The 12,563-nt window shown below is 53.2% G+C and carries 9 protein-coding genes; 4 read left to right on the plus strand and 5 right to left on the minus strand.

Annotation, left to right across the window (positions count from 1 at the left end; translation table 11 throughout):
• Window positions 1-2 precede the first annotated feature (2 nt).
• Window positions 3-1,430: an aminobutyraldehyde dehydrogenase gene (gene patD / locus FDW92_RS10325; protein ID WP_042308279.1), complete on the plus strand. Its 1,428-nt coding sequence runs from the start codon at window positions 3-5 to the stop codon at window positions 1,428-1,430.
• Between the two features lie 195 nt (window positions 1,431-1,625).
• On the opposite strand, the gene FDW92_RS10330 is transcribed toward patD, so the two are convergent.
• Entirely contained in the window at window positions 1,626-2,750 is a 1,125-nt protein-coding gene (locus FDW92_RS10330; RefSeq protein ID WP_042308281.1) for a multidrug effflux MFS transporter, read from the minus strand.
• A gap of 101 nt (window positions 2,751-2,851) precedes the next feature.
• On the opposite strand from FDW92_RS10330, the gene FDW92_RS10335 reads away from it, so the two are divergent.
• Complete coding sequence (locus FDW92_RS10335; protein WP_042308283.1) at window positions 2,852-3,613, plus strand: helix-turn-helix transcriptional regulator; 762 nt, start codon at window positions 2,852-2,854, stop codon at window positions 3,611-3,613.
• A 135-nt stretch (window positions 3,614-3,748) separates the two neighbouring features.
• On the opposite strand, the gene yncL is transcribed toward FDW92_RS10335, so the two are convergent.
• Window positions 3,749-3,844 (minus strand): stress response membrane protein YncL, encoded by a 96-nt coding sequence (yncL, locus tag FDW92_RS10340; protein WP_071524268.1) that lies wholly within the window; start codon window positions 3,842-3,844, stop codon window positions 3,749-3,751.
• Window positions 3,845-4,036: 192 nt separating this feature from the next.
• Between yncL and FDW92_RS10345 the strand changes: the two genes are divergently transcribed.
• Window positions 4,037-4,210, plus strand: coding sequence for a GhoT/OrtT family toxin (locus tag FDW92_RS10345; protein ID WP_016153148.1), 174 nt, complete (start codon window positions 4,037-4,039; stop codon window positions 4,208-4,210).
• A gap of 10 nt (window positions 4,211-4,220) precedes the next feature.
• On the opposite strand, the gene FDW92_RS10350 is transcribed toward FDW92_RS10345, so the two are convergent.
• Genes FDW92_RS10350 through FDW92_RS10360 form a run of 3 tightly spaced genes read right to left on the minus strand, consistent with a single transcriptional unit; the run spans window position 4,221 to window position 10,670 of the window.
• Window positions 4,221-6,380: a virulence factor SrfC family protein gene (locus tag FDW92_RS10350; RefSeq protein ID WP_042308285.1), complete on the minus strand. Its 2,160-nt coding sequence runs from the start codon at window positions 6,378-6,380 to the stop codon at window positions 4,221-4,223.
• Window positions 6,377-9,358, minus strand: a complete 2,982-nt coding sequence (locus FDW92_RS10355; RefSeq protein WP_042308529.1) for a virulence factor SrfB — start codon at window positions 9,356-9,358, stop codon at window positions 6,377-6,379. Before FDW92_RS10355 ends, FDW92_RS10350 begins: the two co-directional genes overlap by 4 nt.
• 4 nt (window positions 9,359-9,362) lie before the next feature.
• Window positions 9,363-10,670, minus strand: a complete 1,308-nt coding sequence (locus FDW92_RS10360; RefSeq protein WP_042308287.1) for an SrfA family protein — start codon at window positions 10,668-10,670, stop codon at window positions 9,363-9,365.
• Between the two features lie 282 nt (window positions 10,671-10,952).
• Between FDW92_RS10360 and FDW92_RS10365 the strand changes: the two genes are divergently transcribed.
• Complete coding sequence (locus tag FDW92_RS10365) at window positions 10,953-12,551, plus strand: ABC transporter substrate-binding protein (protein ID WP_042308289.1); 1,599 nt, start codon at window positions 10,953-10,955, stop codon at window positions 12,549-12,551.
• Window positions 12,552-12,563: the final 12 nt, after the last annotated feature.

Raw genomic sequence — 12,563 nt, forward strand, 5'->3', positions numbered from 1 at the left:
CTATGCAACATCAATTACTGATTAATGGCGAGCTGGTCAACGGTGAAGGTGAAAAGCAGCCAGTCTATAACCCTGCCACTGGTGAGCTGATTCTGGAGATTGCCGAGGCCTCAGCCATGCAGGTTGATGCCGCGGTCCGTGCGGCCGACCATGCATTTGCCAGTTGGGGGCAAACCACACCGAAAGTGCGTTCCGAGTTACTGCTGAAACTGGCGGATGCTATCGCGGATAACGCGCAAACATTCGCTGAGCTGGAATCGCTCAACTGCGGTAAGCCGCTGCACTGTGTGCTCAACGATGAAATTCCGGCCATCGTCGATGTTTTCCGCTTCTTCGCCGGGGCGGCCCGCACCCTGCAAGGCCAGGCCGCCGGAGAGTATCTGGAAGGGCATACGTCAATGATTCGCCGGGATCCGCTGGGCGTGGTCGCCTCCATTGCGCCGTGGAACTACCCGCTGATGATGGCGGCGTGGAAACTGGCTCCGGCGCTGGCGGCGGGGAACTGCGTGGTGATTAAACCGTCGGAAATTACCCCATTGACGGCGCTTAAACTGGCCGAGTTTGCCAAAGATATTTATCCGGCAGGCGTTGTTAATGTGCTGTTTGGTCGCGGTAAAACGGTGGGGGATCCGCTGACCGGACATGAAAAAGTCCGCATGGTTTCGCTAACCGGCTCTATTGCCACTGGCGAACACATTATCCAGCATACCGCGTCTTCAATTAAGCGCACACATATGGAACTGGGCGGCAAAGCCCCGGTGATCATTTTTGATGATGCGGATCTGGATGCGGTAGTGAACGGCGTGCGAACCTTTGGTTATTACAACGCCGGACAAGACTGTACCGCCGCTTGTCGAATCTATGCCCAGAAAGGTATTTATGACGCGTTGGTTGAGAAACTTGGCGCGGCGGTTGCCAGCCTGAAAATTGGCGCGCCGAACGACGAATCGACGGAGCTGGGACCGGTAAGTTCGCAGGCGCATCTTGATCGCGTGGCCAAAGCGGTCGATGAGGCCAAAGCCCTGGGGCATATCAAGGTTATCACCGGTGGTAAAAAAGTGGATGGTGCAGGCTACTACTTTGCCCCAACGCTGCTGGCCGGGGCGAAGCAAGAAGATGCCATCGTGCAGCGGGAAGTTTTTGGTCCGGTGGTCAGCGTGACCGTATTTGATGATGAAGACCAGGTACTGGCGTGGGCGAATGATTCGAAATACGGACTGGCATCTTCCGTCTGGACCCGGGACGTCGGACGCGCGCATCGGTTCAGCTCTCGTCTGCAATATGGTTGCACCTGGGTCAATACCCATTTTACGCTGGTCAGCGAGATGCCGCACGGCGGGCAAAAACAGTCTGGTTATGGCAAAGATATGTCGGTGTACGGACTGGAGGATTACACGATTGTTCGCCATGTCATGATCAAGCATGAGTAACATTTTAAGCGTGAATACCTAATGCGGCACGGATAGCTAAAAATCAGCAAACGGGTGTCTATACTATTCGCGCCACTGGCCTCGTCGCCATCGGACGGCGGTAAGTTGGAAATATCCGCGAGGTCAGGCTAATTGATACGACAAAGCCCCAGTTTAACGCCGGGGCTTTGTGCTTTCAGGTATACCGTCCGGTTATTAGCGGCGCAAGCTGCAAAGCCAGGCTAGTAGCGCACAGACGCTCAGCACCAGCCCCAGTTGTTGCACCATGCCAGCCAATCCCAGCATCATTCCCAGTAACAGGTAATAGCTTAACCCGAACAAAGCACCGGCGGCCCCGGCCTGTTCACGATATCGACGCAGAGCCTGGCTCAATACATTGGGAATGGCGATACCATAGGCCAGTACCACCCCAAACACCGGTATCAGGATCCATGCAGTATGCTGTAGCCACCACGCCGCCAGACCTGACAACACGGCCAGCGCGCAAGCATGACGTACCAACTGTTCCGGCGTCAGACCGGTAGTTAACAGCCGCCGATTCAGCAGGCTCCCCGACAGCGAAGCCAGCGCAAGTAACACTCCTGTCCAGCCAAAGGCTCTGGAACTCCATCCCAACTGCCCGAAAAGAAATGGCGCCAGGCTGTAATAACTAAACAGCATGGTATTTAACAACGCGACCAGGATGGCATTTTTCCACAGCTCACCGTCCCGCGCCATACGGGGAAAGAGCACCGTCATCCGTGGGCGGACCGTATTCTCTGGCCTTGTTTCCGGCAAAAGGGTTGCTGTCAGTATGAGCAGTAATATCGCCAGTAAAACAAGGGCAACGAATACACCAACATGACCATAGAAGCTTACCACCCAGCCTCCGCTTAGCAGGCCAAAAACCGGACTCAGTGCCAGCGCGGCACCCATCACAGAAAAGACGCGGGATAGCGTGGTTGATTCATAACTGTCCCTCAACATGGTCTGTACCACGATTGACCCGGCAGCCGCTCCGATGGCTGACACCATCCGCGCCAGTAGCAACATGTTGAAATCGGTGGCGACAACGGCCAATGCACAACCTGTGCCGTAGCAGATTAGTCCTGCCAGCATCGCCCGCCGTCGCCCGATACTGTCGCTCAGCCAGCCCCATATCGTCACACCGACGGCGAAGGCAACAAAGTAAACGGAGAGTGTTTGAGCCGCACGTTCACTGCTGATGTGAAAAGCGCTGGCTATGCCAGGCAATGCCGGGCTGTAAATGGTTTCCACCAGTTGTGGGAACATAATCAGTAGAGTAAGGAGCCACAGCGGCGGGCGACGAAGAATATTCATAGCAATATCCGTAGAGACCGAAAACAGGCGGGCATTATTGCTGAAAGGGGTGTGTCTAATTACTATTAGCAGGACTTTAAATATCAAAAATCGGACAGATAATGAAAATTGCCCCCGATGAAATTTTCGATGCGGATAGCTTTGATAACCCGGTAATCGGGATTGCCGCCGATATGGGCGTACACGATTCAGGACGCCATAGCCACCTTCGTCATCAGCTCCTTTTTTCGGCTGCGGGGAGCATCACGATTGAGCTGGAGCAGGCCCTGTGCCAGCTGCCGCCACGCCGAGCGGTCTGGATCCCGGCTGGTACGGTTCATCGCGCCATCATGCGTGGCGTAATGGCTTATCGTTCTTTGTACTTTTCAACCTCGCTGCCGTTATCCGATCTGCCAATGCAAATCGTCGAGGTTAATTCTCTTTTTTTCGAAGTCATAGAACGCATGGCCTTTTGGTCATGGGATATGCCTGCGGTGCAACAGGCCAGCCTCATCACCGTTTTTTGTCAGGAATTGCGGGCCGCGCGCAGTGAAAACTGGACATTACAATTTCCCTCAGATCCACGGCTGGACATATGGCTTGAGCAATTGCGTATGGGCGCGTTACCACCGCGACTGAATCAGTTGTCCCAACAGGTTGGGGCGTGTGAGAGGACAATCAGCCGGATCTTTATCAGAGATACCGGGATGAATTATCAGAACTGGCGGCAGCAATTTAGACTGTTAAAGGCCATGGAAATGCTGGCGAACGGGAGTCATATTAGCCACGCGGCGCAACATCTGGAATTTGTCAGTGACAGTGCTTTTATCGCATTTTTCCGTCAGCACACTGGCACCACACCGGCCCGCTTTACAGGTAATTAATGCCGCAGAAGGGTTAGGGATATTACAACCTGAGGGTAATTTACCAGATGAAGGCAGGGTGGGAAGATCGTTGACTAATGGCAGAGAGAAGTCCTCTCTGCCAGTGGACGCTGCCATTAATCAAGAAGTTTCACATCAAGCAAACCAGCCGAACCTTGCGGAAATCAGACTGAATAGTCCTACAGCAGCAAATATATTTATCAGCACCACAGTTTTACTGGAAACATTCATTTGTGCCACCTTTCGTTTTAACCCCTATGGGTATAGTACGGGTTATAACTATCCGCAATAGTACGAAATCTGAACATAATGAAAACGGGTTGTTTTACCGCTGTTTCTCTTAAAATAATTAATAAAACTTGATGTGAGTCATGAAAAAGAGCATATTGCGCGCGATTTTACCTTCTGGCCTGGATGGCTTACATGTCTCTGTACCAAAAAATGTTGGTCTTTTATGCAGTGATGGCCGCTATCACGGCAATCATCACTTGGTTTTTGTCCCGCGATAAAAAGCGGATCCGCTTTCTCAGCGCGGTATTAGTCGGGGCGACCTGGCCAATGAGCTTCCCCGTCGCGCTGATGTTTTCGCTTTTCTGATGAGGCCGTTTCAGACGGAAAGTAGGGTATCTAAACGTTTTTTGTCGGCTTCAGTGACATCCTGTGGGTGCTGATACCCCACGTTCTCATTGGCGCGTGTGTACAAAGCAACCAGCCAGTCGTAAACGTAGCGACTTGCACCGTGCGAAGGCTGTTCTTCCAGTTTGGCCAGGCGCGACATTGGTTGTTGCTTTGGCGCGCTAAAAATAGCCGCGCCTTTTTGGATCCTGCTGGCAGGGCGCTGTTCCTCAGCAACGTTGGTAAATCCAAGCCAGGTAATAAAATCCCCAATATCGGCATGTAGCTGCGCTGCACAGACGTTTTCACGCTGCATAATATGCTGTAAGCGTTGCGGCATATCCAGGCGATAGCTGGTGGTAACGAGGATGTCAGCCACCTGCCTTAGCGTACGAGGATCGAGGCCTAAACGGCGCGCATTATTTTCATCGCGGCACCACTGGCGCACGTGATTAACCCACATTTTGTGTGCCTGGTATCCAGTTTCTTTACTTTCCTGCGAGTGCGGCATGTCACGCACTTCAGCAAACAGGTCGATCTCTTCATTAAATAACCCGTTCACCTGTTCCTCACGCGGCTGATGAACACGCAGAAGAGACTCAAAGAGGCGCATTGGCGGCAGTAAACCCTCCAGGAGTTCCCCATGTTTTGCCGCCTGGGATTGTAACTGGCGGATCACCGACTCGCTGCTACCTGACTCATTATCACGGGTGTTAATCCAACTCATCAGCGTTTCGCGGATGCGCTGTTGGTGCTGTTCGCGCAGAGAGGTCAGCCTGGCCTGACGCTGTTGTGGTGAAGTCGCCTGAGTCAGCCATTCGACAAGGCGTTGTAAGCTGTGGTTATCCAGCGCCTGTAGCGTCCCCCAGTGCAGTCCCGGTTTGCCCATTAATTGCTGTACTGACTCATCCAGGTTTTGCTGGGTGCTAAAACGCGCATCCTGTGGGGTAATGGCCCAGACTACGCCCGGTAATGCGGCGTCATGTACGGGTTGCGTATCGTTGACCCAGCCCAGTAGCTTGCGGGTAATGGTTGGCGTCTGGGCGCGGGTAGATACCGCGTTGCAGATTAGGAGCACATCCGGTTGCAGATGCTGGCGATAATGCTCCAGCATCCAGCCTAATTTTGCCTGCCACAGCGGATGGGAATGAGCATCCGGGGCGAGGGGAATATCGAGCAGGTCGACATTCTCCAGCACAGTATCTTCCACCGTCAGGACCAGCTCGCGCGTCAGCAGTGCCAGCGAGGTTTGCGAGAGACTGACCGCATTGAGCAACTGATGATTTTCAATCGGATGAACGACTACATCACTTTGTGCTTCACTCCCATGCAATGCCGCCTGAGTGAGAAAACTTTCGGCAGGCAAGCCAAAATGATCAACCAGCAGGCTCAGTGGGGCCGCTAATTCTTGCGCGTTCCCGGTTTGTTGCAACGTATGCGCCAACGCCAGCCACTGTTGCGTTAGCTCTGGCTGTTCTCCCCACAATAATGCCCAGGCGTTTGCCCGGGTCGTCAGATCCAGAGCGGGCAGCAGCGTGGCAAACTGATGCCATAGCGCATCGTCAATTTGCTGTTGGTTAGGCGGTACGCAGGAGCGCCAGAAACGACCGATTGCCGCGACATCCTGAGCAGTAATACCTTGCACCGGATGACGCTGACGCAGCGTTTGCCATTTTTCCAGGCGCGCTTCAATAATCGATTTCTCAACCTGGCGGTTGTCCGGGAGCGCACAGAACTGCGTGATAAACAGCTGTACCAGTTCGGCTTCACTGAGTAAGCGTAAGCGCAACGGCCATTCGCTATTCAGCGGATTATCTTCACGCGTAAAGCGAATCGCCATATTGGTCGGTGCATGCCCCGGATTAATATGCGAAAAATAATCAAAACTGCGATCCGGGGTCACGATGTTCATTTTGCCGTTGGCATTGCTGCACAATGCCGCGAGCAGATGCGCTTTTGCTGATTGTGAATGCCCGTATAACCCAACACAGCCTCGTGCTGAAAAGGTCGCCGTCAGCGCAGATTCATTAACCGCGGCTAACGTAAGTTGTGTCAGCAGGGCATCCGCCTCATCATCAAGACGAACCGAATGCTGGCGGGACTCTGTTACCCACTCGATGGCGGCCTGCGCGGTGTTTAACATCTTACTCATTTCAGGTACACGCTCCCGCTATCAATCCAGTAATGGCTACCGCTATGGCGACGATCCGCCAGCGTATTCAGTTTTAACGTTAAGGCATTCGCGGCAACGGGGGTGCCATCCTGTAACCAGGCATCGCTGAGTACGAAGCATTCCGGGCCGCTCTCTTTGCTGCCGCCACGTAACTGCAGCCGTACATTTAATACGCCATCTCCGGCGATGCTTTTTGCCAGTTCGGCAGAATTTATGCTCAGCGTATACAGCGGCGTGGCAGGCCATCGGCTGTTTGCCAGTTGGCGGAAACCTAACGTCACATTGCCGCGCAGCGGGAAGTGCAAACGGGTATCCAGCTTCGCGCCGGGTTTATCCAGATCGATATCGTGATACCAGATGTTCTCATCGCGCAGCGTGTTGACCGTATTATCCAGCACACCAAGATAACGTACGGTCGAATAAGCGCCGATATCGGCAGCTTTAAAATTGAAGCGCGGTAAACGCAGATCCAGTGCCAGGCTGCATAGCATTGCGCCGACTGCTGCGGTGGATTTGGGGTTGCCAATCCGCCCTTGCTGACTGAACGGATACCACTCGTGGACCCGATAGTTATCCATCCAGATCATACGATTAACCGGAACGGGTTGAAGATGGCGGATCAACGCCTGTACGCCCGGTAAACAGGCGGGTCTGCCGGTCACTAATAAAATGTCGCAACGATAATGTGAAATAGCCTCACAGACCGCGTGCAGCGGCGAGGTCAGGGTAAATTTCCCCGCCAGTAACGCTTCTTGTAACTGCCTGAACTGCACCTGTAACGGCACGCTCAAAACATCAAACGCTGGTGAACCAGAGGGCAACGCATGATCGATAGCCTGTTGGATATAGTTCATCACGTTACGCGTGGGTTGCTGGCTAAGCAGCTCGCCAAAGGTAGCATGCAGCCCGGCTACCGGATCGTTAATATCGCTTTGTTCCCAAGCGGAGAGCACCGCATGACCGAGCGGCATAAAGAGTTGTAATGCCGTTTGCTGACGCAGAATTGCCTGAGTATCGATGCGCCCGGAATCGCCAAACAGCGTAGCCAGTAATGCAGCGGCGTCGGTCACGCCAGCCTGCTGCAAGCGGGTTTGCAGGGCAGGTAGCACGCAACGCTGAATCACGTCCAGCAGCATGTCATCGCCCGCGACCTTAAACCCTTCGCGAAACAGCAAATGTGGAGTGATCTTGACGTTCGCACCAACGCCGTCATCAAGCTGATAATGGACGACGGCCATATCCGTTGTGCCACCGCCAATATCGATGGATGCCACGCGCAGCGCACGGCCTTTTATCTCACCTGGTTCCGGCAGACGGTCCGGACGGGAAAGGGCATTAAAAAACGATTCGGTATGGCCATCGTAGTGGGAAATCGCCTCGTTATACAGCCACACCAACTGACCGCAGCTGGCCTCATCCCATTCCATCTGAATCTCAGGGACGGGAACCACGCTCTTTTCCTGCTGCTTGCGGGTGGTGAAGTCTTCATCCTGCGGGTGCCAGCCCATCGCTTTCCAGACCAGTGCAATGGCTTCAAACATACGCAGGCGGAAAATCTCGCGCTCCTGTTTGGGCATCGCCGACGGCAGGGTCAGGATCAGCGTCCGCAACTGACGAGGAGACGCCGGGAAACCGAGGCGCAAACGCGTCGCCACGCTGTTAATTTGACCCAGTGCCTGAGCCAGGATCTCACACAGCATATGCGTCATCAACGTGCTGCGGCTGTATTGCGGTGAGAACACCGGCAGACGGTCATCCTGCGGCAGGCTGAACAGCGGTTGTCCGTCATCATTCATTAGATTCATCAGCGGGAAGGCGGTAGCCAGCGGTTCGCGCTGGGTTTTGCCATTCATCTGGCTAAAGCGCCAGTCATGCAGTACAGGCGTTTCATCCCACAGATAACGGCGCGGGCTGGAGATCCCGCTGCTGCCTTCCGTACCCATACGTTGCATCGCCAGCTTGCGGGCTTCATCGCCCACGCGAACAATCGACGGCCAGATAAAGGCGTCATCACGACCGCTCTCAACGGAAAAGTGCTGTTTACCGAACCGCGCTTCGGAAAACTCCAGTCGGCTGGTGAATAGCGGATCGTTAAGAAACTGTGGTTCGCTTAATGACCGCACCTGTAATTCAGCGGTCTGGCGCAGTCCATCATTGGCATCGCCGTGATCCTCAATCAGGACGCCGCAGGTATGGGTATTACCAATATCCAGGATCAGATCGACGGGAATTGCCGGTGTGCTGAGTGTATGTGTGACCAGCTTGACTTCCGGAATGGAAAGCTGTTCGCCTAACAGGGTTAACAAATTTAACCAGTGCGCCTGATATTCAAAGTTACGCAGCGCCTGCTGGATCTCATGTTCTGAGCGGTTCTCGTGCTGAGTGGCATGGTGCATAAAGGATTCGCGCAGCCAGCCGTCAATCCAGGTCTGGTCGAGGAAATCGGCAATTTCGTTGTCATGCCAGGCCAGTGCAAATCGCGTACCGTTAAGCAGGTCATTTTCGTTAGGGGTTAACGCTGCCGGGGCATTTTCAGTGAGCTGGCTGTCCAGCGCCAGGGTAATGCGGTGGGTGTTGCCCGCGCTGTCAGGTTGTGCCAGTTTTCGTACCTGTACACGCGCCCAGTTATCCGGGCCTTCAACAAACGTACGCGGCGGATTAAAGCGCAGGAACGGCAGCGGTAGCCAGACGCCGTCGAGCACGTCCAGAGAATAATGCAGCGTCTGGGTGCTTTCCGGCTTCACCACTTCGGGCTGACCGCCGGTGCTGCCCGGCAAGGTATAGCGTCCCGTTGTCAGATCGAAGTCCAGCCGTAGCAGGGGACCGTTGGCCGTTTTGCGCACAAAGCGGCCATGATGTGCAGACTCCTGCGGCGTCAGGCCAAAATCCAGAAATTGCACACCGCTATTGGCGATGAGCGTCACGCTCTGTTTGTAGTCACACAGATTCACCAACATAAAATCAGGCACCTATCTTTTTGATCGTCAGAGGGATTTCCGCGTGATCGTCATATCGTGCGGTACAGGCGGCGACGTCATTGGTTCCCGCTTTGCAGGTAATTTCAGGCATCGGATAACGGGAGCCATCCGTGCAACGGGCATTGCCGCGACTCTTAATCATTAATTCGCCCGACTGATGCAAACCAGAGAAAATCTCGGCACGACAAACAATATTGTCGCCATGCACTACGCGTGCAGTACCTTTATTCGTCTGGATCTGATAGCGCAGCGACGGCGCTTTGCCGCTGACCGGATCTTTCACGTCGACGATGATGCGCCAGTTACCGTTGAGGAAACGCGTCGTTCCTGCCTTCATCTGGCTGGCATCCATTACCAGCGCATCTTTGGGAATAGCGGCAATCACCACCGGTCCTGCGTCAGGTTTCTCTTTTTTCGCTAGCGGAATGACTTCAGCCCGATGCAACGGCAGTGCAGAGATCAATTCCGGCAAAGGCGTCATGTCTGCTTTAGCGACGGCAATGGGGGCTACTGAAGGGGTAGGGATAACGGCATGTTGTTTCCACAGCAGCGGTCCGACAATGGCTGCGATAATTACGGCGGCAACGGGCAGACTCCACAGCGGCAGGCGACGTGCGGGCTTCACCTGTACCGGTGGCGGTGTGACTTCCGGTTCGTTAATCATGACCAGCGGTTGTGGTTCAGGTTCAACCGGTTTTGGCGGTTCAACGATTGGCGTCAGTAAAGGGGCATCGGCCTCAGTGAAGGCGATTTCAGGTGAAGTCTCTTCTTTCGGATCAGGCTCTGTCACAGTGACAACCGGTGGAATATCAGCAAGGCGCAGGCAATCGAGCACATCGTCGCGGGGATTTTCATTCAGATTGACGAAGCCCCAGAACGTAATGACGGGTTTGCCATCAACCAGAAACACGTGGTTCTCGCCAGGAAACTGGATGGCTTTTTCGAGCAATGAACCAAACAGCTGGAGGGAGGTTTTTCCCGATTGCAGGCTTTTACGGCTCAGTGCCGCCGCATTTTCTAGCGTGCTCCCCAGATAGCGCAGCGCACGAAAACGTGCCTCTTCATCAGCGGTTTTCCATGCAACGGCTTTTCCTTCAACCGGGGAATACCAGTCAACCCGATCGCCGTTATCGTTAATTTGTGGGATCGCCAGACAATCCACCATCGCCTGCTGTTTACGCAAACGAAGCGTTTCACGAATTTGCAGTGCTGAATCAAACACGGCCTGACCACCGCCACCCACGGCCTGATAGTCATCCAAATTGCCGCTGCGCAAGAGAGTTTTTGCCACGTTGTTACCCCTTAGACTTCTTCACACATCTACTTTACGTTTTATAAAAACGAGCAAACGGCGAAAGAGAGGCAAAAAGGGGCTAATTTTCATGGCATAGAGTGTCGGGAAAAATCTTGACGTTTTGAAAAAGACTTAAGGGAAATTAATTCGCTTGTGGTGATGAATTATTCAGCGAAAACCACCGGATTAGAATAACCTGATAGTGATTTGTTATTGGTCAGTTTTTGTCAGCTATGCTCTGATATTCCGGTTAATAATAAAATAAGAAGGCTTATAACCATGATTGCAAGGAAAACGTTACTCGCGCTGGCGCTCAGCGCTGTCTTACCGTCAGGCGCAGCGTTCGCGGCCAGCACGGACACCATCATCTATTGCTCTGAAGCATCGCCGGAGTCATTTAACCCGCAAATCGCCAGTTCCGGTCCCTCATTTGTGGCCAGTTCTCAGGTGCTCTATAACCGACTTATCAACTTTGATCCGGTAAAGAATACCCCAATACCGTCTTTGGCAACGGACTGGACAATTTCTCCCGATGGGAAGACTTACACGTTTACTCTGCGTCAGGGGGTGAAGTTCAACAGTAATAAATTCTTTAAACCCACCCGCGACTTCAACGCCGATGACGTGGTTTTCTCGGTATTACGCCAGAAAGATGCCGATCATCCGTACCACAAGGTTTCTCAGGGCAGCTACGAATACTTTAACGATGTCGGTCTGGATAAACTGATCAAAGAAGTGAAGAAGGTGGATGATCATCACGTTCAGTTTGTGCTGAATGAACCTAACGCCGCGTTTCTTGCCGACTGGGGGATGGATTTCGCTTCCATTCTCTCTGCGGAATATGCCGACGCGATGCTGAAAAAAGGCACCCCGGAAAACGTTGATAACTGGCCGATTGGCACTGGGCCATATGTGTTGCAGCAGTACAAGCAGGATTCTCAAATCCGTTACCTGGCCAACCCGAACTACTGGGATGGCGCCGTTCCAACGAAGCACCTGATATTCTCGATCACACCAAATGTACAGACCAGACTGGCAAAACTGCAAACTAACGAATGCCAGATTATCCCAGCGCCTGCGCCAATACAGTTTGATGAGATCAACAAGAATAAAGATTTGACGCTGCATTCGGTTGAAGCGCTGAACGTCGGGTATCTGGCGTTTAATACCGAGAAAAAACCGTTTGATAACGTGTTGGTGCGTCAGGCGTTGAACTACGCGACCGATAAAAAAGCCATTATTAACGCCGTCTTTTTGGGTTCCGGGACGGTGGCAAAATCGCCGATTCCACCGAATATGATGGGGTTCAATAAAGATCTAAAAGATTATGCTTACGACCCGCAAAAAGCGAAAGATCTGCTCAAACAGGCTGGGCTGGAAAACGGATTTGAAGCGACGCTGTGGTCAATGCCGGTTCAGCGTCCATACAACCCCAACTCCCGACGTATTGCCGAGATGATCCAGAGCGATTGGGCAAAAGTCGGCGTGAAGGCAAAAATAGTGTCGTACGAGTGGGGCGAATATCTCTCCGGAATGCGCAAAGGCGAGCATGACACCGCGCTGTTCGGCTGGATGTCAGACAACGGCGATCCGGATAACTTTGCCGATGTACTGCTGGGCTGCGACAGCATTAAAACCGGATCTAACGCCGCGCGCTGGTGCGATAAAGAGTATAATTCTCTGGTTCAAAAGGCGAAACTGGTGAGCAAACCTGAAGAACGCGCCGCGCTTTACCAGCAGTCGCAAGAGATTTTCTACCAGCAGGCTCCGTGGATAGCCCTGGCAAATGGTAAAACGTTCTATGCCACGCGCAGCAACGTCAGCGGATACAGCGTCAGCCTGATGGGCAGTGATTTTTCAAAAGCAAAATTAAATTAATGAGTTAAGGAG

Source organism: Citrobacter sp. wls706, assembly GCF_005281305.1.
GTDB lineage: Bacteria > Pseudomonadota > Gammaproteobacteria > Enterobacterales > Enterobacteriaceae > Citrobacter > Citrobacter werkmanii.

Coding starts and splice junctions, on each gene's coding strand:
- patD (WP_042308279.1), top strand. CDS start 3: ATGCAACATCAATTACTGATTAATGGCGAGCTGGTCAACGGTGAAGGT.
- FDW92_RS10330 (WP_042308281.1), bottom strand. CDS start 2,750: ATGAATATTCTTCGTCGCCCGCCGCTGTGGCTCCTTACTCTACTGATT.
- FDW92_RS10335 (WP_042308283.1), top strand. CDS start 2,852: ATGAAAATTGCCCCCGATGAAATTTTCGATGCGGATAGCTTTGATAAC.
- yncL (WP_071524268.1), bottom strand. CDS start 3,844: ATGAATGTTTCCAGTAAAACTGTGGTGCTGATAAATATATTTGCTGCT.
- FDW92_RS10345 (WP_016153148.1), top strand. CDS start 4,037: ATGTCTCTGTACCAAAAAATGTTGGTCTTTTATGCAGTGATGGCCGCT.
- FDW92_RS10350 (WP_042308285.1), bottom strand. CDS start 6,380: ATGAGTAAGATGTTAAACACCGCGCAGGCCGCCATCGAGTGGGTAACA.
- FDW92_RS10355 (WP_042308529.1), bottom strand. CDS start 9,358: ATGTTGGTGAATCTGTGTGACTACAAACAGAGCGTGACGCTCATCGCC.
- FDW92_RS10365 (WP_042308289.1), top strand. CDS start 10,953: ATGATTGCAAGGAAAACGTTACTCGCGCTGGCGCTCAGCGCTGTCTTA.